Raw genomic sequence first — 25,578 nt, 5'->3', positions numbered from 1 at the left:
GTGAGCCGGCCTCACCCCGTAGCGGGGGATCCTGCGGGGAAGCGGAGGGAGGGGACGTGATGGGTACGACAGTGGGGGAACACCTGCGACAGCTGGACTCCGGCCGGCGTGGCGACCTGCCGGAGACGACCTCCGGGACACTCCGGCTGGACGCGCGCGAGGACGGCCACACCGAGCACTGGTACCTGACCGTCGCCGACCAGCACGTGCGGGTGACCAAGTCGAGCGACGAGGCGGACCTGGTCATCCGGGCCGCCCCGGAGGTCTTCGACCGGTTGGCGAGCGGGGAGACCCACGTGGCGATGGCGCTGCTGCGCAACGAGCTGACCGCGCGGGGAAACATGCAGCTGCTGATGCTGCTGCGGCGCATCTTTCCCGGGTCGGCCGGTGCCCGCCATCCGCGTGAGCTGGGTCGGGCCGCCATGGCCGGGCGGGAGGAGCGGCAGTGAGCCGGGGACTTGTGAACGTGATCGCGGGGAACGCCTTCGCGATCAGCGACGCGCAGGGCGACGTGGTGGATACCCCGGGCGCTCCGGTCGGGCTCTTCTCGTTCGACACCCGCTTCCTGTCGCGCTGGGTGCTGCGTATCGGCGGGGAAGAGCTGAACGTGCTCTCCCGCGACGACATGACGTACTTCGAGACCCGGTTCTTCCTGGTCCCGGGCGCGGCGAGTCACTACGTCGACGCCGACGTGTCGGTCATCCGGCACCGCTCGATCAACGACAGCTTCAATGAGCGCATCACGTTGCTCAACCACTCGGCGCAGCCGGCCGAGTTCACCGTGCGGATGGACATGGGCAACGACTTCGCCGACCTCGCCGACCTGGCCGAGGTTGCTCAGGGCCATGAGCTGCGACGACGGGACGTCGGCGTCGCCGCCGACTCCGCGCGCAACCAGCTCGTGCTGCGGTACGAGCGGGAGCGGTTCGCCCGGACAACCACCATCAGCAGTACGGCTCCCGCCGACGTGGACGAGCGGGGAATGACGTTCCAGATCCGGATCGAGCCCGAGGGGACGTGGGAGACCGACCTGCACGTCGCCATGAACATCCAGGGCGAGGGCGGCCGGGACCTGCGCAAGGACCTGGACGAACACCGGAAGCACGTACGCGTCGGGATGCGCGAGGATCTGGCGGCGTGGATGGACCGGGCCCCGCAGCTGGTGGCCGAACGGGACGGTCTGGAGGAGACCTACCGGGGCAGCCTGGCCGACCTGGCGGCGCTGCGCTACCTGCCGCTGGCGCACGACACGCGGGTGCCGGTCGGTGGCCTGCCGTGGGCGATGGGACTCTCCGGGCGGGACAGCATCTTCACCTGCCTGCAGACCATCGCGTTCACTCCCGAGCTGGCCTCCGCGACGCTGCGGTTGCTGGCGCTGTTGCAGGGCGGTCAGCTCGACGACGAGCACGACGAGGAGCCGGGCAAGATCCTCGCGCAGCTCCGCTACGGCGAGTCGGCCGCGTTCGCCGACCGGCCGGACGTGCTGTACTACGGCGCGGCGGACACCACCCCGCTGTTCGTCGTCCTGCTCGACGAGTACGAGCGCTGGTCCGGCGACGCGGACCTGGTCCGCGAGCTGCGCCACCCGGCCCGGATGGCACTGGACTGGATCGACGAGTACGGCGACCTGACCGGCGACGGGTACCTGCGCTACCAGCGTCGCAACGACCGGCACGGACTGATCAACCAGTGCTGGAAGAACTCCCCGGACGCGATCACCGACGCGTGCGGCCGGAAACCGGCGCTTCCCCGGGCCACCTGCGAGTTGCAGGGCTACGTGTACGACGCGAAACGGCGCGGCGCGCGGCTTGCCCGGGAGTTCTGGGGCGACCCCGGGTACGCCGACCGGCTGGAGCGGGAGGCGGCGGAGCTGAAGGACCGGTTCAACCGGGACTTCTGGTTGCCGGAACGGGAGTACTACGCGTTGGCGCTGGACCCGTACGGCGAGCCGACCGACGCGCTCTCCTCCAACATCGGGCATCTGCTGTGGAGCGGGATCGTCGCGGACGACCGCGCCGAGGCGGTCGCCGAGCACCTGCTCGGCCCGCAGCTGTTCAGCGGTTGGGGGGTGCGCACCTTCGCCGCCGGGCAGCGTCCGTACAACCCGGTGGGCTCACATTTGGGGGCGGTGTGGCCGTCGGACAACGCCGTGATCGCGGCGGGGCTGCGGCATTACCGCTTCGACGCGCACGCGGGCCGGATCGCGGCCGGCATCTTCGACATGGCGCAGACGCTCGGCGGGGCGGTGCCGGAGCTGATCGCCGGCTACGAGCGCAGTATCACGAAGTATCCCGTCCAGCTGCCGGCGGCGGGTCGCCCGCAGTCGTGGTCCTCGGGCGCGCTGCTGATGCTGCTGGGCACCCTGATGGGGCTGCGGCCCACCGGCGACAACCTTCTGGTCAACCCGGCCCTGCCAGCGGGCTTCGGCAGGGTCGAGCTGCTGGACATCCCGGGCCGTTGGGGTCTCACCGACGCGTACGCCGGAGACCGTTCCCCCATGTCCACCGGCCGTCGTCGACTTCGGTGAGTCAGCGAGGGTGCGTCAGGGCACGCGGTCGGCGGTGACGACTACTTCCTGATCACTGTGTGCGGTAGGTGTGGGTCGGGTGGCGGTACGCCGCGAGAGTGTGCGGTCGATGCCGACGAAGAGCAGGCCGAGCAGCCAGAACGCGACGGCGAAGGACAGCGCGCTGATCGCCACCCCGGCGTAGCCCAGCTCGCCCGCGTCCAGGAACGGGTACGGATAGCCGTGCACGACCAGCCCCCGCAGCAGGGCGAAGCCGAGGTAGGCCAGCGGAAACGCCAGCCACCAGGCCGCGTACCGCGGGCGCAGCCGGCCACGCTTGTCGAACAGCACCCAGTCGGCGACCGCCAGCAGCGGCACGACAGTGTGCAGCAGTTGGTTGCCGAGTGCCTCGCCGGCGGCCCGGTCCGGCTGGGCCATCGCGAACGGGCTGGCGGGGTTGGCGAGCACCAGGTGGTAGACCACGCCGGTGATGGTGATGTAGAGGGTGACCGCGCCGCGTAGCGCCGACGGGGGATCGGGCCGGTCCCGCCAGGCGTTGAGGCCGGCGTACAGCGCGAGAGCGCCGACCGCCACGTTGCTCTGGATTGTGAAGTACGGCAGCAGTCCGGTGACGGTGGCCGGGCCGAGCGCGGTGAGTGCGATTCCGGCCAGCACGCTGAGCACCACCGCCGGGCGCAGGACCGCCGCCGCGCGTCGCCGCCGCAGACTCATCGGGGCAAGTTATCAGTCCACGGGCGACGCCGCTCGGCTGGACGAGCCGCACGGGTCGGGGGAGCAGCCAGCGGGCGTCCCGGCCGGTCAGGTAGGTGGGCCGCCCGGCGGGGAGTGCCGGCCGTTGCCCGGTGCGGTGCGGTCCGGTCCGGCGGGGGTGGGCCGGTTGTCCAGGGGGCCGGGCGGTTCCTTGCGCCGACTCGGCGCGGTCTCTGGTCGCCCGTTGGCCTCCCGGTCCGGCGCCGGCTCGGCGGCCAGGACCCGCACGCAGTAGCCGGCCACCCGCTGCCGGTCACCGGCGGCGGCGACCAGCCCGGAGAAGACCGGGTTGTCGAGGGCGCGGCCGCGGTCGTCCGCGGCGACCGCCTGGTACACCCGGCACTGGCCCCGCATGTCAGGGGGCACCGAGGCGGGCGGCAGCGGTGCGCTCGTCACGGGTGCGTCCGATATGAGCTGCCCGCCACCCGTGGTCGGGGCGGGTGCGGCGGGTGGATCGGCGGGCGCCGGGGTGGCCGTGGGCGGACGCGGCCGGCGGGGCGCCGGGCCGTTGGTGGCGGCCAGCGCCACCCCGCCGCCAACGGCCAGGGCCAGGGCTGCCACGGCGGCCCTGGCACCGAACCAGGCGAGGCCGCGTGAACGGCCGGCGGTCGGTCGGGGACCGGCCGGTGTGACGTCTTCCCCGGCCTGCGGGGCGGGCTCGCGACCGAGGCGGCCGTGGCGCTCCCGGCGGAAGGCCAGCACGGCGACGTCCTCACCGGCGAGCTCCGCGGGGCGCGGTGCGGCGCGTGCCGCGGTCAGCAGCAGCACGACAGGTCGTGGCCCGGCCGATGGCTCGACGGACCCGCCGAGCAGCCGCTCGGCGGTCTCCTGGTCCATCCGGTCTGCGTTCATCTCGTGTCCCTCAGCGCCGGCCGCCTGCGCGGTGTCACATCCGTCCGCGCGGGGGCGGATGTGGAGTGACACGCGAGGTGGACGACGGGACCGCTGGCGAACGCCCCTGGCCGCTCAGCCCGCTCAGCCCATGGTCTTGGCGCCGTCGATCGCCTCGCGCAGGATGTCGGCGTGCCCGGCGTGCTGAGACGTCTCGGCGATCAGGTGCAGCAGCACCCGGCGGACCGTCCAGCTCGCCCCCGGCTCGAACCAGGGCGCCTGGGGCAGCGGATGCGCCGCGTCCAGGTCGAGGGTGGCGATCAGTTCGTCGGTCTGGTCGGCAACCTGCCGGAACCGCTCGACGAGCCCGGCCAGGGTGTCGCCCTGCGCCATCCGGAACTGGCCCGCCCAGTCGATCTCCTCGCGTTGCATCGCCTCCGCGCCGCCGACGGCGAAGAGCATCCACCGGTGTTCGGTGCCGGCCACGTGCTTGATGAGGCCGCCGAGGCAGAGCTCGCTGACCGTGCTGCAGGTGGCCGCCTGGTCGTCGGTCAACCCGTCGACGGTGTGCAGGAGGAAACCCCGGTGTCGGCGCAGTGTCTGCAGCAGGTCGGCCCGCTCTCCGGTGAGCTGCTCGGTGCTGGTCATGGTGCCGCCTCTCCGTCGATGTGTGCTGCGCGCCAGCGTAGGAGGCGGCACCGACAATCCCTGACCGACCCGAGGGCGGCGCGGGCCGCCAGCGGTTGCCGATCCGGGCGTGGGGCGGTCCACTGAATGACATGGGTGTGATTAGGGTGGGCACGTCGTCCTGGGCCGACCAGTCGCTGCTGCGCTCGGGGTGGTACCCGCGCTCGGCCAACACCCCAGCCGGTCGACTCGCCTACTACGCCGGGCGGTTCCCACTGGTCGAGGTGGACACCTCCTACTACGCGATCCCCTTGCCGGAGGTCACGCAGGGCTGGGTCGACGCCACACCGGCCGAGTTCACCTTCGACGTCAAGGCGTTCAGCCTCTTCACCGGTCACCCGACGCCGGTCGCCGCGCTGCCCCGCGACCTGCGCCCGGCCACCGGCCCGAGCCGGATCCGTCGTCGCGACCTGCCGGAGCGGGCCTACGACGAGTTGTGGTCCCGGTTCCGGGCCGCGCTGGACCCGATCGCGGCGGCCGGCAAGCTGGGTGTGGTGCTGCTGCAGTTCCCGCCGTGGCTGGTACGCGGTGCCGCCGCCGAACGCCGGATCGCCGAGCTGGCACGGCGATGCCGGCCGTGGCGGGTCGCCGTGGAACTGCGGCACGGATCCTGGTTCGACGAGACCGCGGCACCGGCCACGATGGCCCTGCTGCGCGCGCACGACCTCTCGCTGGTCTGCGTCGACATGCCGCAGGGCCACCCGTCGTCGGTGCCGCCGATCCTGACCACCACGGCGGAGCCGGCGATCGTCCGGTTCCACGGCCACAGCGACGCCTGGCGCGACGGCGACAAGCAGGACAAGTTCCGCTACGCGTACGCCGAGGAGGAGCTGCGGCACTGGGCCGGGCTGCTCGCCGAGCTGGCCCACCCGGCCGACGAGCTGCACGTGCTGTTCAACAACTGCTGCGCCGGTCAGGCACAGCGCGACGCCACCCGACTGGCGCAGCTGCTCACCGAGAACATTCTCGGAGCCGAGCCGGAGCGCCAGAGCGTCCCGGCCCGCGCCACGTCGACCGGCTGAAGGTCGGGCGTCGGCGCCCAGGTGCCCCGGGCCGGACGACGCCGGGTGGGTGCCGTCAGGAGCGCCGGCCCCGGGTCCGCAGCGCGTCCTCGGCCCGCTCGTCGATGTCCGCGTCGTCCGGGAAGGACCGGCGGCTGGGCGCCGGGTCCGGGGGCGCGCCCGGTCCGGCCGCGGTGGTACGGGTCGGTTCCACCGAGCCGAAACCGTGCCGGCCTGCCGAGCCGGACCGGCCCGCCGGGGCGCCGGCGCGGCGATCACCCCGCTGCCCCTCGGGCACCGCCGTCTCCTCGCTGCCCTCGTCCATCGGCGAGTGCTCATCCGCGCCCCAGGGCGGCTCGGCGTCGAAACCGTCCTCGGTCTTCCACGGCTCGACCGCCTCCGGCTCCAGCCGGTCGCCGCCGCCACTGCGTCCCTCGTGCGCCGTCATGGCCACCCCGCTCGTCGGGTCCGCCGCTACCGGCGGACGATTGCCCTTCCCAGGCCGTCAGGCTCGCCCGGTCGCGGCCGCGCGCCATGCCCGGTCGTAACTGCGGCGCAGAGCCGGCCGGCGCCCCGCCGTCGAGGTGCCGGCGGGACGCCGGCCAGCGCGGCGCTCAGCGCCCGGCCATCGCCATCTGCCGCTTGCCGGCGCCCATGCCGGCGATCTTGGCCATCCCCTTCGGGGCGCCCATCAGCATTCCGGCCCGGCCGAGCATCCCCCGGAACACCTGACCGGGTTTCTGCTGCTCACCCATGTACGCGGTGACCACCACCAGCGTCCCGGTCAGCGCCGGGATGGCCCACTGGAGCATCCTCATCTGCCGCTGCGAGGCGGCAACCCTGGCCGGGGTCTGGTGGTTCGGCTCGGTGGCGCCGTTCACCGGTGGGGCGCCCGCCTTCTCCAAGCGCATGCCGATCAACCGGCTGTAGCCGGTCACCGCGAGCGCGCCGATCGTCAGCGCCGTCTTGATGGTGCTGGCGCGGGCGACACCGGACTGGCTGGCCATCCGTGGGCTCTCCGTCACCAGTTCACCGACCGCCCCGGCCAGGTGGGCCCCGATGGCGGCCGCGTTGACCGGGGTCCACTTGGACCATCCGGCCGAGGCGACCGGGAGCCGCTGTGTGGAGTCACTGATCTTCGCAGCCGCGCCGTTGACGCCGAGCGCTCCCATGAGGGAGCCGCCGAACCAGGCCGCCAGACCCAGATCGTGCATCGAGCGCAGTGCGGTATGCCGTTCGGACATCTGATCCCCTTCCGCCGTGTCGGGCGCTGCGGCTTACCCGCCGCCCGGGCCGCTAACCCCGCCCCCGGCGGGCCGGTCCGCGCCGCAACCGGTACGACCAGGACATCCGGGCCCTGGATTGCCGCATCGTCGCCGGCAGGAGTCGTTCGGTCCGTGGTGGGTAGATCTCGACAGACGCTGAGGGAGAGGGGAACGGGATGTCGCAGCCGGAGGAGAGCCGGGAGAAGACCGCCAGTACCGACGCGGTGCTCATGCACCCGGACAACGACCCGCACAGGAACACCGCGGAGGTGCCGCCGCGCAAGGACCACGGTGAGGTCCGGGTGGAGCGCGACGGCGACCTGGTGCCGCTGGACCAGGAGGAGTGAGCGGGCCGGCCGGGCCACGCGGCGACCGGCCGGTACCGCTCAGCGGTGCGGCAGGTCGCCGGCGAAGCGGGCGACCCGCTGTGCCAGCGGGGTGCCCGCGCGGACCCAGGTGAAGTGGTCCAGCGCCGCGCCGGCCTGGGCCACTGTGTACCGCTCGCGGGTCAGCGGCGCCGCTGTGAGTTTCGCGCAGAGGTGGTCCATGGACTCGTGCGGTGTGTACTGGTCGTCGTCCACGCTGACCGCCAGCACCGGGGTTCGTACCGCGCGCACCGCCGCCTCGGTGTCCGTGCCGTCCAGCCGGGGGAAGCGGCCGGTCCGCGCGGTGTACGCCCAGTCTCTGATCACTCCGCGTGCCTGCCGGCCGCCGAAACTCCAGCCCGGCCAGACCCCGAGCAGCGCGGCGGTCGCGGCGATCCCCTGGGTGTACGGCAGCACGCCGAGGCCGCGCCGGCCGGGATAGCTTCGCCAGTAGGGGACGCCGACCGCGACCAGCGCCAGCCCGTCCACCGCGTCACCACCGTGCAGGGCGAGGTGCAGCAGCGCGGCCTGCCCGCCGAGCGAGTGCCCCAGCAGCAGCCGGGTACGCCCGTCCAGCCGCGGCTTGAGCGCGGCCAGCACGGTGCCGACGTCGCCGGCCAGCTCGCTGTAGCCGTGCCGGTCGGCGCGGCTCGGCGCGGGGGTGCTCGTCCCGGTGCCGCGCAGGTCGACCACGACCACCCCCAGCCCGGCGGCGCGCAGCGCGGCCGCGAACGGCCGGTAGTAGCGGGCGCGGACCCCCATCGCGGGCCAGATAACCACCATCGGCGCCCCCGCCGGTCCGGCCGGCTCGGGATACACCTGCACACCGAGCCGACCGCCGTCGACGTCGACGAATTCCTGCGAGTACTCCGTGTCCCCGTTCACGGGCCCAGCCTACGGGCCGACGTTACCGGCGGGTAGCCGCCGCTGGCCGCTCTCATCCGTGGCGGACGCGACGGAGGCCCCGCCGGGTGGCGGGGCCTCCGGTGACGATCCGGGTCAGGAAACCGAGATCGTCCCGTTGCTGGCCCGCACGCAGGCCACCGCGCGGGCGCTGGTGGCGGCGGCGCCGCTGAGGCACTGGCCGAGCACCTGGTGCCCAGTGGCGTTCGGGTGCCACGACTCCTGGCAGGTCTGGAAGTAACTGACGCAGGTGTTGGCGATTCGCTGGATCGCGATCTTGTCCTTGCCGGAGAGGCTGGTGACGAAGGTGCCGTTCGGGCTGTCCTGGAGCCGGATCGGGGTGGCCAGCGCGCCGGTCGGACTGTTCGACGACTCACAGAGCCGCGCGCCGTCGAAGGCCCGCTGCACGTTGAGGTAGACCAGGTCGGCGGCGGGGAACTCGGCGGCCAGGGTGTCCCGGGTGGACTTCACAATCGTGCCGAGACCCTGCGAGAAGCGGTGTCCGGGCATCAGGCTGGCCCGATGGATCGGGCAACCGGCCGCGTACCGCTCGGCTCCCAGGTCGCGGAACTTGTCCCGGGTGTCGTCCCGGCCGTCCTCGGTGTGGAACGTCGGGTTCAGGTCCATCGGCAGCGGGTTGGTGTAGTCCTGGAACACGATCCGGTGCTGCCCGTCCGCGTCCACCTGGTCGAGAGTGGTCAGCAGTTGTCGTACCGCGGCGGTGGTCTCCGCGGTCGCGGCGCTGAGCTGCGCGGCGGTGGCCAGGTCGGCGTCAGTGCACGGCTTCTGCTCCACCGGGCCGCCCAGGTACGCCCAGAACTCCCACCAACCCGTCCAGGCGTCGGCGATGAACCGGTTGGCGCACTTCTCCGCCACGCTGCCGAAGGTGAACGAGCTGTTGTTCGAACCCAGGCCGACCAGCACCAGGTCGATGTCCTGGGTCTGCGCGACGGCACGGAGCTGGTTGAGCTGCGAGGCCACGGTACGGCCGTTGGCTCGCGCCTGGGAGGCGTTGGCGATGTCGTGCGGCTGGCCGCCGGAGCAGGCCAGGTTGAACCGGTTCTGGATGCCCGGCAGGTTGGCCTGGTTCAACGAGGCGTTCGCCGAACGGTGGCAGAAGAACGCGTTGTTGTTCGGTGCCGTCCAGCCGGGGAAGCCCTGGGCGACACCGTTGACGTCGACGACCGGGGTGTAGGCCCCGGCGCCCTCGCCGCTGATGAAGCTGTCGCCGAGCGCCACCGCGGCGGTGGGCAGCGCGGCGGACGCGGGGGCGGGCAGCGCGACGGCGGTCGACAGCGCCGCCGTGACGATCGTGAGTGCCGCGGCGAGCGCGGTACGCCGGAACCTGGCCATGGGGCTCCCATCCATCGAAAGATGAAAGATTCTCTGAGAGCGCGATCAGATCACCCCCGTGCGACAGGCGTCAATGGCTCGTAACAGAATCGTTCGATGAAAGACACGCCCGGACGGGCCACCGCCGAGCTGTCGGGCTGGTGGCGCCGAGCTGACCTACCGGTCGGTCTGCCGGCGTCGCCTCAGCAACGCCGCGCCAGCGGCGTTCAGACCGACACCCCAGATCAGGAGAACGGTCAGCCACTGTGCCCACCGCAGGACACTCATGTCGCCCGAGAGCAGGTTGCGCACGCTGCCGTACGGGGTGAGCCAGGCCTGGGCGGGCAGGAGGGTGTCCACGGCGCCCAGCAGCGCGTACACGCCCAGCGGCAACACGATGGTGCCGAGGAACGCGACGACGGGCGAACGCAGCAGCAGGCCCAGCCCGGTGCCCACCAGCCCGGCGACGACCTGCGCCAACACGCTGCCGACCGCGACGGTCCCGGCGTGCCGCCACGGGTCGCCGGCGACGTCGGCCGGGGTCAGAGCGAGCGTCGTGGCGCAGATGAGCACCCCGACGACGCCGATGACGACGGCCGGCAGCCCCACCGCGAGCACCGTGGGGATGACCCGGACGGCATCGGGCGCCCGTCGCAGGTCGCCCACCAGCAGAATGCCGAAGAGCGGCGTTGCGACCGACATCAGGCTCTGGACCGTGTCCGAGAGACCGGCGAACGTGCGGTCCGCGGGGCCCATCGCGGCGATCAGGGCCACGGCGGCGAGCAGCCCCGCAAACAGGGTGCCCGCGAGCAGCCACGGCCGGGCCCGCGTACCGATGGCGCGCCGGACAGCGCCGCCAGTCGTCTCGTCCACCCCGACGGCCTCCTGACGACTGGTCGTACCCGGGTCCATGGACGCGCTCATCGGATCGGCCCGCTGTGGAATTCGGCGCGCCAGCGGCGTACCCCGCTCTGTTCCTGGATCTCCTCGACCCGGACCGGCGCGAGCCCGGCGCCGCCGAACGCGTCGATCTCGGCGCGGGTCAACGGCCACGGCGGCGCGGCCGCCAGCCGGCCCGTCGACTCAACCTCGTCCATGCCACCCCCGCCCCGCGCCCGTGCTCCAGCCGGCCACGATCGCCAGTCAGCGTAGTGGCTGGACGACCGCCGCGTGACCCCATGATCACCGACGGGCAACCAGGCCGGGCGCGGGCTGTTCGTTGGCTCACGTCCGGGGACTGAGGCACGGCGGGTCGCGTAGGTCCTCCGGGAGTTGTCCCAGCCTCGGGCTAGGCTCGCTGCGGCGCGCCACGCCGGCTCATGTCGCCGGTGACCGGCAGCACACCGCCGAGACCGGGGAGTACGACCAGTTGACCGCAGAGCCTGACACCCTGTACGGGGCCGATGACCTCACCCACCTTGAGGGGCTGGACGCTGTCCGCAAGCGGCCCGGCATGTACATCGGCTCCACCGACAGCCGTGGCGTGGGTCACCTCGTCAACGAGATCCTCGACAACTCCACCGACGAGGGTGTCGCCGGCCACGCCACCCACGTCGAGGTGACGCTGCACGCCGACGGCTCGGTGCAGGTCGACGACGACGGCCGGGGCATCCCCACCGACGTGCACGCCAAGTCCGGGATCTCCGGCGTCGAGCTGGTGCTCACCCGGTTGCACGCGGGCGGCAAGTTCGGCGGCTCCGGCTACAAGACCTCCGGCGGCCTGCACGGCGTCGGCGCGTCCGCGGTCAACGCGCTGTCCCGCCGGTTCGACGTGACCGTCCGCCGGGCCGGCAAGATCCACGCGATGTCCTTCCGGCACGGCGTGCCGGGGATCTTCGACGGCGACGGGCCGGACGCGCCGTTCACCGCCGGCCCCGGGCTCCAGGTGGTCGGCGCGATGAAGCGCAGGCAGTCCACCGGCACCTCGATCCGCTGGTGGCACGACGCCCGCTACTTCGAGACCGGCGCGGCACTCGACGTCGACACGGTCCGGATGAAGCTGCGCAACACCGCCTTCCTGGTCCCCGGTGTGCTCTACCTGCTGCGCGACCTGACCGGCGAGGCGCCCACCGAGGAGAAGTTCCACTACCCCAACGGGCTCAGCGACATGGTGGAGTTCCTCGCCCCGGCCGGCGACCGGCCGGTCTCGGGCACGCTGCTGGTCACCGGCGAGGGGACGTACCGGGAGAACGCCGCCGATGCCAACGGCGTCATGCAGTCCAACGTGCAGCGCCGCGCCGAGGTCGAGGTGGCGTTCCGCTGGGGCACCGGCTACGAGCGCACAGTCGAGTGCTTCACCAACACCATCCGCAACGCGCACGGCGGCACGCACCGCAAGGGCTTCGAGCGGGCCCTGGCGCGCACCCTCGCCGACGCCGTCCGCAACACGCGCGGGCTGCTCAAGGCCAAGGAGGAGCCACCCACCCTGGACGACGTCCTGGAGGGGATGACCGCCGTGGTGCACGTGCGCATCCCCGAGCCGCAGTTCACCTCGCAGACCAAGGACGAGCTCTCCACCACGGGCATCACCAAGGTGATCCACACGCTGGTCGAGGCGCACCTCAAGGCCTGGCTGGAGGACAAGCGCACCAAGGCCGAGGCGCGCACAGTGCTGCAGAAGGTCGTCGACGCGGCGCGGGTCCGGCTCACCCAGAAGCAGCAGAAGGACGCCGCCCGGCGCAAGACCGCCCTGGAGGGCGCGTCGATGCCGCCGAAGCTGGTCGACTGCCGTGCCACCGGCATCGACCGCAGCGAGCTCTTCATCGTCGAGGGCGACAGCGCCCTCGGGACGAGCCGGATGGCCCGCTCCTCGGAATACCAGGCGCTGCTGCCGATCCGCGGCAAGATCCTCAACGTGCAGAAGGCCAACCTCCAGCAGGTGTTGGACAACGCCGAGTGCGCGGCGATCGTCCAGGTGCTCGGCGCCGGCTCGGGGCGCACCTTCGACCTCTCCGCCCTGCGCTACGGCCGGGTGCTGATCATGGCCGACGCGGACGTGGACGGCGCGCACATCCGTACGCTGCTGATCACCCTCTTCGCCCGGTACATGCGCCCGCTGATCGAGGCCGGCCGGCTCTACGCCGCGATGCCACCCCTGCACAAGATCACCACCAAGGGTCGCAACCCGCAGACCACCTACACCTACACCCAGGCGGAGATGGAGGCGACGGTCCGCAAGCTGGAGAAGTCCGGCAAGCAGATCGTCACCCCGATCCCGCGGTTCAAGGGCCTCGGTGAGATGGACGCCGACGAGCTGTGGGACACCACGATGAACCCGGCCACCCGCGCCGTCCGCCGGATCACCCTCGACGACGTGGACGCCGCCGAGCGGATCCTCGAACTGCTGATGGGCGAGAAGGTCGAGCCGCGCCGCAACTGGCTCATCGACTCCGCCGACCGCGTCGACCGCGAGGCGATCGACGCATGAGCACGGGTACCGTCCGAGGGGAAAGCTGAGTCATGGCACGCCGCAAGGAAAACAAGGTCGACCTCTCCTCGTTCGACCAGGCCGGCGCGCGGGTCTTCGACAACCCGCTGGTCACCGAGGTCTCCGACTCCTACCTGGAGTACGCGTTCTCGGTCATCCACTCCCGCGCCCTGCCCGACGCCCGCGACGGCCTCAAGCCCGTGCACCGGCGCATCCTCTGGTCGATGTACGAGCAGGGCTACCGACCCGACCGTGGGCACGTGAAGTCCGCGCGGGTGGTCGGCGACGTCATGGGTAAGTACCACCCGCACGGCGACACTGCGATCTACGACGCGATGGTCCGCCTCGCGCAGGACTTCTCGCTCAACGTCCCGCTGATCGACGGGCACGGCAACTTCGGTTCCCCGGACGACGGGCCGGCGGCGGCGCGCTACACCGAGGCGCGGATGTCGCGCGAGGCGATGCTGCTCGTCGGTGAGCTGGGCGAGGACACCGTCGACGTCGAGCCCAACTACGACGGCTCGCTGACCCAGCCGACCGTGCTGCCGGCCGCCTTCCCCAACCTGCTGGTCAACGGCGCGTCCGGGATCGCGGTCGGGATGGCCACCAACATGATCCCGCACAACCTGGCCGAGGTGGTGTCCGCCGCCCGCTGGCTGATCAACCACCCGGACGCCACCCTGGACAAGCTCATGGAGTTCGTCCCCGGCCCCGACCTGCCCACCGGCGGCGTGCTGCTCGGCTTGGACGAGGTGCGCCGGGCGTACGAGACCGGGCGCGGTGTGGTGCGGATGCGCGGCAAGGTGGAGATCGGCCCCCTCGAGGGCAGCCGCGGGCGCCAGGCGATCACCGTGGTCGAGCTGCCGTACGGCGTTGGCGCGGAGAAGGTCATCGCGGCGATCACCAACGAGGTCACCAAGACCAAGCGGCTGACCGGTATCGCCGACGTCAAGGACCTCACCGACCGGGAGAGCGGCACCCGGTTGGTCATCGAGTGCAAGGTCGGTGTCAACCCGCAGGCCCTGCTCGCCGACCTCTACCGGCTCACCCCGCTGGAGCAGTCGTTCGGTGTCAACAACCTGGTGCTGGTGGACGGGCAGCCCCGCACGCTTGGGTTGAAGGCGCTGCTGGAGGTGTTCCTGGCGCACCGGTACGAGGTGGTCACCCGGCGCAGCTCGTACCGCCGCCGCAAGCGTCAGGAGCGGCTGCACCTGGTCGACGGCCTGCTGATCGCGCTGCTGGACATCGACCGGGTGGTCCGGCTGATCCGGGGCAGTGACGACGCGCAGGCCGCGAAGGACGGGCTGATGAGTCAGTTCGGCCTCTCCGACATCCAGGCCACCTACATCCTGGACACTCCGCTGCGCCGCCTGACGAAGTACGACCGGATCGAGCTGGAGGCCGAGCAGGAGCGGCTGCGCACGGAGATCGCCGAGCTGTCCACGATCCTCGACGACGACAAGGTGCTCAAGAAGCTGGTCTCCGACGAGCTGGCGGCCGTGGTCAAGCAGTTCGGCACCGAACGGCGCACCACGCTGGTCGATGGTGACCTCAAGGAGGTGCTGGCCGCGTCGGCGCCGGCCGGGCCGCTGGAGGTCGCCGACGACCCGTGTCAGGTGATCCTGTCAGCGACCGGGTTGGTCGCCCGGACCGCGGCCGAGTCGGAGGAGAGCGCCGAGGGGCGTCGCCGCAACGGCCGGGTCAAGCACGACACTGTCCGCGCGATCGTGCACTCCACCGCCCGCGGTCGGGTGCTGCTGGTGACCAGCGCCGGCCGGGCCTTCAAGATCGACGTGCTGCCGTTGCCGGTGCTGCCCGAGCAGGCCGGCACGGTGTCGCTGCGGGGCGGCATGTCCGCCGCCGAGCTGGTGCCGCTGGAGGCGGGGGAGACGGTGGTCGGCCTGGCCCCGCTCGGCGGGCCGGCGGACGGTTCGCCGGGGCTGGCGCTCGGCACCCGGCAGGGCGTGGTGAAGATCTGCGCGCCGGAGTGGCCGGTGCGCTCCGACGAGTTCGAGGTGATCGGCCTGCGGGACGGTGACGAGGTGGTCGGGGCGACCTGGCTGACCGACGGCGCCGAGACGCTGACCTTCGTCACTTCGGAGGCGTCGCTGCTGCGCTTCGCCGCTGGGCTGGTCCGCCCGCAGGGCCTCAAGGGTGGCGGCATGGCCGGCATCAACCTGCCCGCCGGATCGCGGGTGGTCTACTTCGGTGCGGTGCGCACCGACGACCCGGGCCACGGAGAGCCGATGGTGGTCACGTCCACCGGGGCGACGGTCAAGGTGACGCCGTTCAAGGCGTATCCGGCGAAGGGTCGGGCGACCGGCGGTGTGCGCGCGCACCGTTTCCTCAAGGACGAGACGGATGTGGTCGTCGCCTGGGTGGGGCCGCGGCCGGTGGGCGCTACCGGCACGGGTGAACCGGTCGAGTTGCCCGCCGCCGACCCGCGCCGCGACGGCTCCGGCTTCGCCGTGATGCTCGGCCCGACGGTGGTCGGCCACCTGATCGAACGCGACTGACCCACCCACCCCCAATCCTCCGGGGCCCCACCCCACACCACCTCGGGTTGATCATGAAGTTATTGCCGCGACACGCCGGTGTCGACGGCAACAACTTCATGATCAACGGGGCGGGGGTGGGGCGGCTGGGTTACGTGGTGCTGGGGACTCGCTCACGCTCACGTTCCGGGCCGGGCTGCCGGACGATCGTCGGCGCCGGGTACGCCGGGCGGAGCGTGAGGAGACTGCCGACCAGCCCGGAGAAGAGCACGACCACGCCGAGCGCGATCGCGGTGGCCGACGGCAGCACCACTCGCAGCGTGTCGCCCGGGTTGAGGTCGCCGAAGCCGTCCAGTCCCCAGTAGGAGACCGCGCCGACGGTGCCCGCCGCGCCGGCGGCGAGCAGCAGCAGGCCGGTGGTGACGCTGGTCTCCAGCCGCAGGAGGCGGATCCAGCGGTCCGACGCGCGCTGGGGGACGAGCCGCTCCTGCCGGCCGTAGATTTCGGCCAGTCCGCCGAAGAGCATGAGCTGCACGCCGACGATCACCATCAGGCACGCGTACACCAGGGTGCTGACGTCGAGCTGGACCGGGCCCAGCGACAGCGGGCCCGGGGTGAGCGCGCCGGCGCCGACCAGCCCGAGCAGGGTGAGCGACGCGCCCGGCCGGACCAGGGTCTTGCGCGGGGCGAACACCAGCAGGAACCGCAGGTGCCGCCAGCCGTCCCGCCAGGTGCGCAGGTGTGGCGGCCGGGACCGCCCGTCCGGCGAGAGGGTGGTCGGCACCTCGACGATGTCGTAGCCGGCCAGCGCGGCCCGCACCACCAGCTCGGAGGCGAACTCCATGCCCGGCATGCAGAGCCCGAGCGCCCGGACCCGCTCGGCGTCGAAGCCGCGCATGCCGCAGTGGAAGTCCCGGACCTCGCGCAGGCCGAAGAGCGCCCGACCGAGCCAACTGAGCACCGGGTTGCCCAGGTACCGGTGCAGCGGCGGCATGGCGCCGGCCGCGATTCCGCCCCGGAACCGGTTGCCCATGACGACGTCGTGCCCGGCGCGCAGCGCCTCGATGAACGGCCCGAGGTCCGACAACGCGTACGAGTCGTCCGCGTCGGCCATGATGACGTACCGGCCGCGGGCCTGCTCGATTCCGTTGAGCAGGGCGCCGCCGTAGCCGCGGATCGGAGCGGACACCACGCGGGCGCCGGCCCGCTCGGCGATCTCCTGTGACCCGTCGGTGGAACCGTTGTCGGAGACCAGTACCTCCCCGACGACCCCGCACTCCTCGAGCGAGCGCAGTGCCTTGCGGACGCAGGTCTCCAGCGTCTCAGCCTCGTTGAGGCACGGCAGCAGTACCGTGACCTCGATCTCCCGTTCGTTCGTCATGATCCCCGTTGCTTTCGGACGAGATGGTGGGTGCGAGCCGTTCGGGCTCGTCGTCGGCCGGCGTGTGCCGGTCCGTCGAGACTGGTGTCGATCGCAGCCGCTGCCAGCCGACCGCGGCGGCGACCGGGAGGAACGCCAGCGCCGGCAGGCCGTAGCGGTGGTCGAACATGGAGGTGGCGACGGAGAAGACCATGATCCCGACGCCGATGCTGGCGTACAGGAGGGCGATCATGCTGAGCCGTAGCCGGCCCCGGCGCGGCCACACCGCGCCGACCAGCGCGATCAGGAGCATGGCGGCCATGGCCGGCGCCGGGGTCACGCCGTATCGGCCGTACTCGTGCAGGAAACGGCTCGCCGCGTTCGCCTCGACGTCCCTGGACGGCGCCGGAGTCGGCTGGTAGCCGGGGCTGGCGGTGCGCGGTACGCAGTTGAAGTCGGCGGCCCAGTCGCTCGGGGCCGGCTGCGGTCGCCACCAGTTGGCCAGGCACTGCTCCATCGGCTTGAGCCGGGTCGGCCAGAAGTAGCGCGCGCTGTCCGACGCGACCGCGGCCAGGTAGTCGCCCGGCTGCTGTTTGATCACCTCGTGGGCGAACTCGTCGAGGTCCTCGGGTCGTTCGGCCTGGAGGATCGGGCTCTTGATGTTCCAGATGTACCAGTCCGGCCGGTCGGGTCGTTGGTCCAGCGGCTGCACCGGGCAGAGCTTGCGCAGGCCGGGGCGCAGTTCCAGCCGGTCGCAGTCGGCGAAGTGCGCGGTTCGTCCATAGAGGAACCGGCCGCCTTCGAGGCCGAGTGCGCCCTTCACGGAGCCGATGCCGACGAAGGCGGCACCGAAGAGGGCGACGATGCCGAGCAGGAACGCGGTCGGCGCCCGCCAGCCCCGCCATGGCAGCAGCAGGAACAGCAGCAGCGCGCCGATGGCGACCACACCGGTGGGTCGGGTCGCCATGCCCAGCGCGACGGCCACGCCCGCGACCAGGCTCGCTGCCGTCCCGGGTCGTTCCCGCCGGACCAGCAGCAGCGCCGCGACCGCGAGGGCGGTGGTGAAGAGTGTTTCGGTGAGCAGGTACTGCTCCAGTGTGAACTGGGTGGCGTCGAGCAGCACCGGGGTCACCGCGAGGGTGGCCACCCACGGGCCGACGCCGATCCGGCGCAGCACCAGGTACGTCGCGACGGCGAGGGCGACGCCCGCGAGGTGCTGCACCGCCACGACCGAGATGAACGTGCCGCTCCACTCGAACGCCTTGAGCAGCCACGCGAACGGCCAGCGGGGTGGCATGGCCGGCCACTGTCGGGCCAGCCGCACGTACGTGCCGGAGTCGCCCTGGAACCACAGTGCGGGTTGGTAGGCGATCATCGTCACGATCCGCAGCGTGATGCCCGCGGCGACCACGACGGTGAGCCCGACGTGGCGACGCAGCAGGTCGACGAGGGTGCGAGTGGTGCGGACGGATCGGGCGATCAGGCGTCCAACGGGCACGGAGCGCTCCAGGAAACTGCGGAGAGTGATTGGCCGTCAAGCTAACACGGCTTTCCTTCGCCATGGGGGGACCGGCGCCGGCGCCAACAGCGGCGTGTCAATGCCGCAAACTGCCGTTCACCTATCTGAAAGGACCAAATCGGCCCCGGTCCTGCGGACCCCGGGCCGAATGGCTGGGGTCGAGCGGCCGAGTGGACGGTCTCGTCGACCCGCTCGGCCTGCCCGCGCGCGTCGCCGGTGCGCGGCTCAGGAGACGCCGGCGGGCCGGAACTGGACGCTGACCCGGGGGCCGACGGGCCGGGCGGTCTTCGGGATGGCGTGCTCCCAGGTGCGCTGGCAGGAGCCTCCCATCACCACCAGGTCGCCGTGCCCGAGTGGGAACCGCAGGCTCGCGCCCCCGCCGCGCGGGCGCAGCAGCAGCGGCCGCGGCGCGCCGAAGGAGACGATGGCGACCATCGTGTCGGTGTGCGCGGAGCGGCCGTGGGTGTCGCCGTGCCAGGCGACGCTGTCCCGCCCCGAGCGGTAGAGGCACATGCCGGCGGTGACGAACGGCTCGCCCAACTCGGGGGCGTAGTGGTGGGTGAGCGCGGTGCGTGCCTCGGTCAGCAGCGGGTGCGGCAGCGGCCGGTCCGGCCCGTACCAGGAGAGCAGGCGGGGGACCTCCACCTCGGTGTCGTACATCGTGCGCCGTTCGCCCCGCCAGGGCACGTCCCGCAGCAGGGTGTCGAAGACCGCGTCCGAGCCGGCGACCCAGCCGGGCAGGTGGTCCACCCAGGCGCCCCGGGAGAGCTGTCTCCGCAGCCGCCCGACCAGCGGGCCGAGCGACGGCTCCGCGGCGGCGAGATCCAGCATCGACGGCTGGTAGGCGAGCTCGGACACATGCCCACCCTACCCGCCGCGTTGGCACAGGTGTACGACCAGGGGAGTCTCTTCGCCCGTTGGTCACCTGGCGCACACGTCGGTGTCGCCGGACATCGTCGGTGCGGCCCCAGCGTGAGGCGGCTCCGCCCGGTCCGGGCGGACGGTGTGGCGAGGAGACGACCAGTGCCTAGCAGCCCCACCAGCCTCACGGTGGCGCCCGCCGGCTGGTGCTGGCCGTGGCGCTGCTGATCGGCGCGGTCTGCGCCGCGGCGCTGCTCTTCTCGTTCTGGCCGTGGGGCCTGCAGCCGGTGCGGGGCGTGCGCCGGCTCGAAGACCACCTCGTCACCATTGACGACGCGGATGGACGGCCTCGGAACCTCACGTGGCGCCCGAGCGTGGGCCGCCTGAACAGCGGTCCAGCACGGGGTTAACGCTTGAGGATGCGGCGCACCGGCTCGGGCAGGGCCCGCCGGACCCGGGCCCGCAGCCGCTGCTCTCCCAACGCCTCGATTTCGCGCCGCAGCTCACCGTTGCGGTCGTGCAGCCACTGCACCCGGGCCAGCAGCTCCTCCGTCGCCGTGGCGGCGGCCGGGCGTACGGCGGGCGGGAAGGTGGTGGCCCGGACCTGCGCGTCGAAGCGACCGGCGCTGTCGCCGTCGGCGAACGAGTTGCCGAGATCGTGCTTGGCCAGGAAGGACAGCATGGTGTTGTACCGGGCCTTGTGACCGTTGTTCAACGCCGTGTAGTCGGCCTCCTCGTACAGGTCGGCGGCATCGACGTCGGCCGGCACGTCCTTCATCACCCGGTGCGGGATGTCGAAGTAGCGGGCCAGTTCCAGGGTGCGCGAATCGTGCGCGAACAGGTACCCGGGCGTACCGGCGACCAGCGCCGTGATGGTGCCGTGGATGCGGGTGCCGAAGGCGAAGTCGAAGCCGGCGAGGTAGTCCATCCAGGTCCACGGGTCGAGGAACATCCGCACCTTGTCCTCGGTGAACAGCGGGTGCGTGCTGTGGATCGGGATGGTGCTGGTCTTCCCCCGGTCCTCCGGGGCGTCGCCGTAGAGCAGGGTGCCCAGGGTCTTCAGGTCCTGCGGGAGGTAGCGCAGGTTGGGGTAGCGCCGCTGGTGCGCGGCGATGATCTTCCCCATGGACTTCACGTACGGCGAGACGGTCAGGGCGACCCGGTCGTGCGGCTCCAGCACCGCCTTGCCCTTCTCCACCCCGAGGGTGTCGCCGTGCAGGAACATCGACGGGCAGCCGATCACGTCGACCGCCGAGAAGCCCAACGTACGCAGGTAGCCCTCGGTGATCTCGCCGCGCACGCCGATGCTGTGCGAGCGGTTGAGCACCGCCCGGACGAACCGGCTGACCACCTCGTCGATCGGGCGCAGGTACTCCCGGTCACCCGCGACGTTGGTCTGTACGCCCACCCCCAGCACCACCACCGGGATCTTCAACCGCTCGATGAACTTGGTCATCGCCTCGAGGCGGTGCGCGTAACTGCGGCGGAACGCGTTGGCCAGCGGAATGACGTAGACGTCGTACTGCTCGTTGATGCGGTCGACGTCGCGCAGGTCGATCTTGAAGCCGGTCGAGGTGATCTCGGCGGTGCTGGTACGCAGGATCTTGTGGGCGGCGTGGCTGAACACCAGGTTGCCGTTGTTCTCGCCGATCCAGTTGCCTTCGAACGCCTCCTCCGGGGAGTAGACGTCGAAGGGGCCCTTCTTCGCCCGCATCAGAATCCGTTGGTGCATGGGGGGTTCACCTCTCGTCTGCTGGCGCCCGGGCACAGCGCCGCCCAGGCTTCGACAGACTGGCGCGCCGTCACCTCCGGGTCCCGGAATATTAAGACACGGGTCGCCCGGAACAAACACAAGCGTCACCATCGCCGAGGTGACGGGTGTCGCCACCGCCGGTAGGGTGCCCGGTCGGGGCGGCGCCGGGACCGCGGCCCGCCGTTGGACGCGCTCGTGGGGCCGTCCGCCGAGGTCGACGGAGGAGACGTGCATGTTGGGGAGCCGGCCGTCCATCGCGAGCCCGGCGTGACCGTCCCCGCGCCCGCCGGTCGAGCCGCTCCGAGCGCTGACCTGGCGGACCGGCTGCCCTCGCTGACCGGGCTGCGGTGGATCGCCGCGTTGCTCGTGTTCGGCTTCCATGCCGGGACCATGCGGATCGTCGCCGAGCCCGACTACCGGGCAGTGGTCGACGCGCTGTTCACCCTGGGCCTGTCCGGCGTGCAGTTCTTCTTCATCCTCAGCGGTTTCGTGCTGGTCTGGTCGGCCCGGCCCGGTCAGCGTCGGCGTGACTTCTGGCGCCGGCGGGTCGTCAAGATCTACCCGAACCACCTGGTGCTCTGGGCAACCGCGCTGCTGGTCGCCCTCTGGTTCGCCGACCCGATCTCCCCGCTCGCCGCTGTGGAGAACCTGCTGCTGCTTCAGGCCTGGGACCCGAGGCCCGGCTGGTTCTACAGCGTCAACACGGTGAGCTGGTCGCTGTCCTGCGAGTTCTTCTTCTACCTCTGCCTGCCGTTGGCGCTGCCGCTGCTGCGCCGGGCCCGGCCGGCGCTGCTCTGGGCGCTGGTCGTCGCGGTGCCGCTGCTGATCCTCGCGCTCTGGCCGGCCCAGGCCCTGGTACCGGAGGCCAGCCGGTGGTGGTTCACCCAGATCTTCCCGCCGGTGCGGTCGCTGGAGTTCTGGATGGGCGCGGCGGCGGCCGAGCTGATGCGTCGGGGCAGTTGGCGGGGACCCGGGCTGGCCGGTGCCAGCGTGATCTTCGTGGTCACCTGGGTGGTCGCCGCGCAGTGGATCCGCGCCGAGCTGTGGACCACCCTGCTCGCGGTGGCGTACCTGCTGGTCATCACCGCTGCCGCGGACGCTGACGTGCGCGGCCGGCGCTCACCGTGGCGTTCGCGCCCGCTGGTGTGGCTGGGGGAGGTGTCGTTCTCCTTCTATCTGGTGCACGTCCTGGTGATGACCACAGTGCTGCGCTGGACCGGGGACTGGGGCGGCGGGTTCACCGGCTGGCGGGGTCCCGCGGTGGTGGTCGGCTTCCTGCTGGTGACGCTGCTCCTCGCCGGGCTGCTGCACCGATACGTGGAGACGCCGATGATGCGCCGGTGGGCGCGCCGCCGCCGTCCGCCGGTCGAGGCCGGGTCCGGCCGCGCCGAGACCGCCGACGCCGGGTCCGCTCCGGTCCTGCCGCGCCAGCGGCGCGGGGCGGCCGACACCGAGCGCCGATCGGCGTACGCCGACCGCTGAGCGGCCCGCCGCTCGACGTCCTCGACGAGCGTCCACGCTGGTCGGATCCGGCGGCGCGGCGGTTTCCGACACGCCCGGCGTCGATGCGCTCGGTCGGCACCGCGGGTAGCGTGGGGACGTGCCTCCCGTCGCGCTCACCTGTCCGCTGTGGTGGGTGGCGCGCTGGGCGACCCGGATACTGACCAGCCTCGCCGTGGTCGCCGCCCTGGCCGTCGGCTCGGGCGCGTCACCCGCGTCGGCCGCCCCGCCAGCCTCGGCGGTGTCCTCGGGCTCCTCGTCGTCCGGATGGGTCGCCCCCGCGGGCGCCGCCGAGTTGGCGACTCCGGTCGTCGTCGACCACACCGCTTCGCCGATCTCGCTGGACGCGCCCCCGGCGGCACCCGCAGTCGAGGCCGCCGTGCGGGCGGAGGCCGGTGCCTCCGCGGTCGGGACCGGTCCGCGTCGATCGCCGCGCACCGCCGATCCGGCCACCCGGGCGTCCCGGGCCCCGCCGCGGCTCTGAGCCACCGGGACGACGTCCCACCACGCCTGTCGATCACTTACTTCCGCACACCCGCCCGCCGGACCGTGGCCCGCCACGATGGTCCCGGCCCGGGTCGGCCGTGCGGCTTCCCACCGCAGCGATCTTCCCCCCCCCCCCCCCCCCCCCCCCGGAGGTGCCGATCATGGATACCGTCCTCTACCGGTTCCTGACCGAGGTTCCGCAGGCCGCCGCCATCTGGTCGGCACTGCTCCTGCTGGCCCTGACCGTGCTCACCGTGCTGATCGCCCGCCCCGAGCGGGACCGGCCGACCAACGAGGAGTCCCGTGCGCCCACGGCCCGGGAACTGGCCGCCGTCGAGGCGGCGGACCTGCGGCGGTACGCCGAGGAGGTGGCCGTCGCCGCGGCCGGCGCGGCGCAGACCGCCCGCCGACGCCGCGCCGACTGGCTGGCCGCGCAGGAGACGGCCGAGCGGGCCTGGGCCGGGTACGAGGAGGCGGACCGGGCCGCCCGCCGGTTCGCCGGCGCCGGTTCGCTGCCCACCCCGCGCACGCCGCGCTCCCCGACGGAGTACGCCGCCCGGGAGCGTTACCTGCACCGGGCGGCGATGGCGGCGCACTGGCGCGGTGACCTGTCGATGCGTCAGCTCACCGACGTTTTCGCACACCGCAACGGCTGGGATCCCCGGCGGCACCCGGTCGAGCAGGAGGTGCTGCTGAGCCGCGCTGTCCGGGACGGCAAGCTGGCCGAGCACCGGGCCGCCGCCGAGCGCGAACGGTCCACCTGGCGGGACGCGGAACTGGCCGCCGAGGCGGCCCGCACGCTCGCCGAGGAGGCGTACGCGGCGGCGGCCCGGTTGCGGCCGGTCCGGGTGCCGGTCCGGCCGGCAGCGACCGCGGCGGCGCGTCCGGCGACCGCGGCGCGTTGGCGCCCGGCCCGGGTGGGCTGACCGGAAATGCCCCGCAAGGGGCGTGAGCCCGCTCACACCGGCATCGGATCGGGCAGTCGGCACGATCCGGCGCAATGTTCGCGCAAATCCGGCGGCATTGTCGCCGGCCTGTCTGGTTGTCGACCGTAGGCGCCACCGTAACCGGTTGTCCCATCGAGTCACGTCAGTGGCAATACGCGCAGAAATCGGCGCTCAATTTCAGGTTTACGCAGGTGAACCTGGCTTGGCAGGGCTTGGGCCGGCCAGTAGTGTCGTCCCGTCCGGTGCGGTAACCGATCGCAAGAGGCGACGCCGCGCCGACCCGCTCAATCGTGATCAACGAACCGGGGAACCATCAGTAAGTCCGGGGTGAATCCGCGAGCCACGGCCCGCGGTAGGGCGATCTTCCCGCCCGAATCCGTCAGCTAACCCGGTAGGCGGTGTCGGAAGGAGTTCCATCCTCGTGCAGCACCTCTCCACCCCCCGGTTGTTCCCCCGCCTCCACGGCGCCGCGGTGCCCCCGCTCATCCGTCCGGTGAGCTGACCCCCCGGGTCACCGCCTCTCCCGCCCGGCCACGCCGGGCACACCCCTGAGCGGTTCACCACCCGCGGACCACGGTCCGCGCGATGGCGCCTGCCCGGATATCGGTCCGGCCCGGTGTGCCGCTCTCCCCCTGATCCGTGGAGGACCCCGTGAAGCACACCCTGAAGCGTCAGCTCCGTCGTCTGGCCACCGAGCGTCCCTACCAGATCGTCGCCGCCTCCGCCGCTGCCCTGGCGCTCGCGACCACCACCGGCGCCCTGATCGCCGGCGCCGACGACGCCCCGGCCAGCCAGCACACCGCGACCACTGTCGCCGAGATGCGCAGCGACACCGTCGCGTCCCGCGGCGAGGCCCGCGTCGCGTCCCCCTCGGCCAGCACCTCGCCGAGCACCGCCGCCCCGACGGCCAGCGCCGCCGCGTCGCCCGCCGCCAAGGCCAGCGGCAACCCGGACCTGACCCGTAAGCCGGCGCCGAAGCCGCCGGCGACCAAGGTGCTCGACTACGACTACCAGGCGCAGAACACGTACTACAACTGTGGACCGGCGGCCACCCGCAACGCGCTCAGCGCCACCGGTATCGACCGCACCCAGGACGAGCTCGCCGTCGAGCTGGGCACCACCGAGATGGGCACCAACTCGGCCCTGGACACCACCCGGGTGCTCAACGCCGAGGTGAAGGGCTCCCCGTACCGGACCCGGATGTTCGCCGGTGCGCCCAGCCCGGCCCAGATGGACCGGCTCCAGGCCGACGTGGTCGCGGCGATCACCGCCGGCCGGGGCGTGGTGGCCAACGTCGTCGGCGACGCCACCGACACCGATGGTGGCTGGCACTCCTACGGCGGCGGGCACTACATCGCCGTGGTGGGTTACAAGGACAACGGCCGGACCGTGCGGATCGCCGACTCGGCGAACGCCGCCGACCCGTCGTACTGGATCACCACGATCGACCTGGCGAACTGGATCGCCACTCGGGGTTACTCCGCCTGACCCGGGCGCAGCCGCCGCGGGCGCCGTCCCCCACGAGGGGCCGGCGCCCGCCGCGTTTTCCATGTTGCAGGTGAAGCCGTA

General features: G+C 72.3%; 24 protein-coding genes and 1 riboswitch. Of the genes, 11 read left to right on the top strand and 13 right to left on the bottom strand.

Annotated elements, in window-relative coordinates; all coding sequences use genetic code 11:
- Positions 1–59 precede the first annotated feature (59 nt).
- Positions 60–449 carry an SCP2 sterol-binding domain-containing protein gene (locus tag GA0070607_RS03310; protein ID WP_089016841.1) on the top strand — a complete coding sequence of 130 codons (390 nt, stop codon included), beginning with the start codon at positions 60–62 and terminating at the stop codon, positions 447–449.
- Positions 446–2,527: an amylo-alpha-1,6-glucosidase gene (locus tag GA0070607_RS03305; protein ID WP_089016840.1), complete on the top strand. Its 2,082-nt coding sequence runs from the start codon at positions 446–448 to the stop codon at positions 2,525–2,527. Before GA0070607_RS03310 ends, GA0070607_RS03305 begins: the two co-directional genes overlap by 4 nt.
- A gap of 15 nt (positions 2,528–2,542) precedes the next feature.
- On the opposite strand, the gene GA0070607_RS03300 is transcribed toward GA0070607_RS03305, so the two are convergent.
- From GA0070607_RS03300 to GA0070607_RS03290, 3 genes are all read right to left on the bottom strand, one after another.
- Positions 2,543–3,238, bottom strand: a complete 696-nt coding sequence (locus tag GA0070607_RS03300; RefSeq protein WP_172898973.1) for a Pr6Pr family membrane protein — start codon at positions 3,236–3,238, stop codon at positions 2,543–2,545.
- Positions 3,239–3,325: 87 nt separating this feature from the next.
- Positions 3,326–4,129, bottom strand: a complete 804-nt coding sequence (locus tag GA0070607_RS03295; RefSeq protein ID WP_157743074.1) for a hypothetical protein — start codon at positions 4,127–4,129, stop codon at positions 3,326–3,328.
- A 123-nt stretch (positions 4,130–4,252) separates the two neighbouring features.
- The gene (locus GA0070607_RS03290) at positions 4,253–4,756 is read right to left on the bottom strand and encodes a DinB family protein (RefSeq protein WP_089016838.1); all 504 of its coding nucleotides are present in this window, start codon (positions 4,754–4,756) and stop codon (positions 4,253–4,255) included.
- Positions 4,757–4,887: 131 nt separating this feature from the next.
- Between GA0070607_RS03290 and GA0070607_RS03285 the strand changes: the two genes are divergently transcribed.
- Positions 4,888–5,817 (top strand): DUF72 domain-containing protein, encoded by a 930-nt coding sequence (locus tag GA0070607_RS03285; protein ID WP_089016837.1) that lies wholly within the window; start codon positions 4,888–4,890, stop codon positions 5,815–5,817.
- A 55-nt stretch (positions 5,818–5,872) separates the two neighbouring features.
- On the opposite strand, the gene GA0070607_RS03280 is transcribed toward GA0070607_RS03285, so the two are convergent.
- Together GA0070607_RS03280 and GA0070607_RS03275 are read right to left on the bottom strand one after the other, a co-directional pair.
- Positions 5,873–6,244, bottom strand: a complete 372-nt coding sequence (locus GA0070607_RS03280) for a hypothetical protein (RefSeq protein ID WP_089016836.1) — start codon at positions 6,242–6,244, stop codon at positions 5,873–5,875.
- A gap of 166 nt (positions 6,245–6,410) precedes the next feature.
- Positions 6,411–7,040: a hypothetical protein gene (locus tag GA0070607_RS03275; RefSeq protein WP_089016835.1), complete on the bottom strand. Its 630-nt coding sequence runs from the start codon at positions 7,038–7,040 to the stop codon at positions 6,411–6,413.
- 197 nt (positions 7,041–7,237) lie between these two features.
- On the opposite strand from GA0070607_RS03275, the gene GA0070607_RS32235 reads away from it, so the two are divergent.
- Entirely contained in the window at positions 7,238–7,408 is a 171-nt protein-coding gene (locus tag GA0070607_RS32235) for a hypothetical protein (protein WP_157743073.1), read from the top strand.
- Positions 7,409–7,447: 39 nt separating this feature from the next.
- Here GA0070607_RS32235 and GA0070607_RS03270 read toward each other — a convergent pair whose 3' ends face one another.
- The 4 genes from GA0070607_RS03270 to GA0070607_RS32230 form a co-directional block, all read right to left on the bottom strand.
- Positions 7,448–8,311: an alpha/beta hydrolase family protein gene (locus GA0070607_RS03270; RefSeq protein ID WP_089016834.1), complete on the bottom strand. Its 864-nt coding sequence runs from the start codon at positions 8,309–8,311 to the stop codon at positions 7,448–7,450.
- A 114-nt stretch (positions 8,312–8,425) separates the two neighbouring features.
- The gene (locus GA0070607_RS03265) at positions 8,426–9,682 is read right to left on the bottom strand and encodes an SGNH/GDSL hydrolase family protein (protein WP_089016833.1); all 1,257 of its coding nucleotides are present in this window, start codon (positions 9,680–9,682) and stop codon (positions 8,426–8,428) included.
- Between the two features lie 156 nt (positions 9,683–9,838).
- Positions 9,839–10,573: a hypothetical protein gene (locus GA0070607_RS03260; protein WP_089016832.1), complete on the bottom strand. Its 735-nt coding sequence runs from the start codon at positions 10,571–10,573 to the stop codon at positions 9,839–9,841.
- 8 nt (positions 10,574–10,581) lie between these two features.
- Positions 10,582–10,758, bottom strand: a complete 177-nt coding sequence (locus tag GA0070607_RS32230; RefSeq protein ID WP_157743072.1) for a hypothetical protein — start codon at positions 10,756–10,758, stop codon at positions 10,582–10,584.
- 272 nt (positions 10,759–11,030) lie between these two features.
- Between GA0070607_RS32230 and GA0070607_RS03255 the strand changes: the two genes are divergently transcribed.
- Both GA0070607_RS03255 and GA0070607_RS03250 read left to right on the top strand, forming a co-directional pair.
- Positions 11,031–13,088: a DNA gyrase/topoisomerase IV subunit B gene (locus GA0070607_RS03255; protein ID WP_089016831.1), complete on the top strand. Its 2,058-nt coding sequence runs from the start codon at positions 11,031–11,033 to the stop codon at positions 13,086–13,088.
- Positions 13,089–13,120: 32 nt separating this feature from the next.
- On the top strand, positions 13,121–15,604 hold the full coding sequence (locus GA0070607_RS03250) for a DNA gyrase/topoisomerase IV subunit A (protein ID WP_089016830.1): 2,484 nt from the start codon (positions 13,121–13,123) through the stop codon (positions 15,602–15,604).
- 130 nt (positions 15,605–15,734) lie between these two features.
- Here GA0070607_RS03250 and GA0070607_RS03245 read toward each other — a convergent pair whose 3' ends face one another.
- The 3 genes from GA0070607_RS03245 to GA0070607_RS03235 form a co-directional block, all read right to left on the bottom strand.
- A complete protein-coding gene (locus tag GA0070607_RS03245) occupies positions 15,735–16,964 on the bottom strand; it encodes a glycosyltransferase family 2 protein (protein WP_089016829.1) in 1,230 nt (409 codons plus the stop codon).
- Positions 16,906–18,441 (bottom strand): glycosyltransferase family 39 protein, encoded by a 1,536-nt coding sequence (locus GA0070607_RS03240; RefSeq protein ID WP_089016828.1) that lies wholly within the window; start codon positions 18,439–18,441, stop codon positions 16,906–16,908. The genes GA0070607_RS03245 and GA0070607_RS03240 overlap by 59 nt, the downstream gene beginning before the upstream one ends.
- Positions 18,442–18,687: 246 nt before the next feature.
- Positions 18,688–19,293, bottom strand: coding sequence for an alpha-ketoglutarate-dependent dioxygenase AlkB (locus GA0070607_RS03235; protein ID WP_408630888.1), 606 nt, complete (start codon positions 19,291–19,293; stop codon positions 18,688–18,690).
- Positions 19,294–19,538: 245 nt separating this feature from the next.
- On the opposite strand from GA0070607_RS03235, the gene GA0070607_RS03230 reads away from it, so the two are divergent.
- A complete protein-coding gene (locus tag GA0070607_RS03230; RefSeq protein ID WP_157743071.1) occupies positions 19,539–19,733 on the top strand; it encodes a hypothetical protein in 195 nt (64 codons plus the stop codon).
- Here GA0070607_RS03230 and GA0070607_RS03225 read toward each other — a convergent pair.
- On the bottom strand, positions 19,730–21,055 hold the full coding sequence (locus GA0070607_RS03225) for a polysaccharide pyruvyl transferase family protein (protein ID WP_089016825.1): 1,326 nt from the start codon (positions 21,053–21,055) through the stop codon (positions 19,730–19,732). The two genes, GA0070607_RS03230 and GA0070607_RS03225, sit on opposite strands and share 4 nt — an antisense overlap.
- 288 nt (positions 21,056–21,343) lie before the next feature.
- On the opposite strand from GA0070607_RS03225, the gene GA0070607_RS03220 reads away from it, so the two are divergent.
- The 4 genes from GA0070607_RS03220 (at position 21,344) to GA0070607_RS03205 (ending at position 25,497) form a co-directional block, all read left to right on the top strand.
- Complete coding sequence (locus GA0070607_RS03220) at positions 21,344–22,558, top strand: acyltransferase family protein (protein ID WP_089016824.1); 1,215 nt, start codon at positions 21,344–21,346, stop codon at positions 22,556–22,558.
- A 118-nt stretch (positions 22,559–22,676) separates the two neighbouring features.
- On the top strand, positions 22,677–23,060 hold the full coding sequence (locus GA0070607_RS03215) for a hypothetical protein (protein ID WP_089016823.1): 384 nt from the start codon (positions 22,677–22,679) through the stop codon (positions 23,058–23,060).
- A 163-nt stretch (positions 23,061–23,223) separates the two neighbouring features.
- Positions 23,224–23,988, top strand: a complete 765-nt coding sequence (locus GA0070607_RS03210) for a hypothetical protein (RefSeq protein WP_172898972.1) — start codon at positions 23,224–23,226, stop codon at positions 23,986–23,988.
- Between the two features lie 292 nt (positions 23,989–24,280).
- A riboswitch (cyclic di-AMP (ydaO/yuaA leader) is annotated at positions 24,281–24,422 on the top strand.
- A gap of 226 nt (positions 24,423–24,648) precedes the next feature.
- On the top strand, positions 24,649–25,497 hold the full coding sequence (locus GA0070607_RS03205) for a C39 family peptidase (protein ID WP_172898971.1): 849 nt from the start codon (positions 24,649–24,651) through the stop codon (positions 25,495–25,497).
- Positions 25,498–25,578: the final 81 nt, after the last annotated feature.

Source organism: Micromonospora coriariae, assembly GCF_900091455.1.
Classification (GTDB): Bacteria; Actinomycetota; Actinomycetes; order Mycobacteriales; family Micromonosporaceae; genus Micromonospora; species Micromonospora coriariae.
Note: the sequence above shows the minus strand (reverse complement) of the source record. Positions and strands in the feature narration are given on the sequence as shown.

Coding starts and splice junctions, on each gene's coding strand:
- GA0070607_RS03265 (WP_089016833.1), bottom strand. CDS start 9,682: ATGGCCAGGTTCCGGCGTACCGCGCTCGCCGCGGCACTCACGATCGTC.
- GA0070607_RS03275 (WP_089016835.1), bottom strand. CDS start 7,040: ATGTCCGAACGGCATACCGCACTGCGCTCGATGCACGATCTGGGTCTG.
- GA0070607_RS03310 (WP_089016841.1), top strand. CDS start 60: ATGGGTACGACAGTGGGGGAACACCTGCGACAGCTGGACTCCGGCCGG.
- GA0070607_RS03285 (WP_089016837.1), top strand. CDS start 4,888: ATGGGTGTGATTAGGGTGGGCACGTCGTCCTGGGCCGACCAGTCGCTG.
- GA0070607_RS03245 (WP_089016829.1), bottom strand. CDS start 16,964: ATGACGAACGAACGGGAGATCGAGGTCACGGTACTGCTGCCGTGCCTC.
- GA0070607_RS03290 (WP_089016838.1), bottom strand. CDS start 4,756: ATGACCAGCACCGAGCAGCTCACCGGAGAGCGGGCCGACCTGCTGCAG.
- GA0070607_RS03300 (WP_172898973.1), bottom strand. CDS start 3,238: ATGAGTCTGCGGCGGCGACGCGCGGCGGCGGTCCTGCGCCCGGCGGTG.
- GA0070607_RS03280 (WP_089016836.1), bottom strand. CDS start 6,244: ATGACGGCGCACGAGGGACGCAGTGGCGGCGGCGACCGGCTGGAGCCG.
- GA0070607_RS03210 (WP_172898972.1), top strand. CDS start 23,224: ATGGATACCGTCCTCTACCGGTTCCTGACCGAGGTTCCGCAGGCCGCC.
- GA0070607_RS03235 (WP_408630888.1), bottom strand. CDS start 19,293: ATGCTGGATCTCGCCGCCGCGGAGCCGTCGCTCGGCCCGCTGGTCGGG.
- GA0070607_RS03250 (WP_089016830.1), top strand. CDS start 13,121: ATGGCACGCCGCAAGGAAAACAAGGTCGACCTCTCCTCGTTCGACCAG.
- GA0070607_RS03295 (WP_157743074.1), bottom strand. CDS start 4,129: ATGAACGCAGACCGGATGGACCAGGAGACCGCCGAGCGGCTGCTCGGC.
- GA0070607_RS32230 (WP_157743072.1), bottom strand. CDS start 10,758: ATGGACGAGGTTGAGTCGACGGGCCGGCTGGCGGCCGCGCCGCCGTGG.
- GA0070607_RS32235 (WP_157743073.1), top strand. CDS start 7,238: ATGTCGCAGCCGGAGGAGAGCCGGGAGAAGACCGCCAGTACCGACGCG.
- GA0070607_RS03225 (WP_089016825.1), bottom strand. CDS start 21,055: ATGCACCAACGGATTCTGATGCGGGCGAAGAAGGGCCCCTTCGACGTC.
- GA0070607_RS03260 (WP_089016832.1), bottom strand. CDS start 10,573: ATGGACCCGGGTACGACCAGTCGTCAGGAGGCCGTCGGGGTGGACGAG.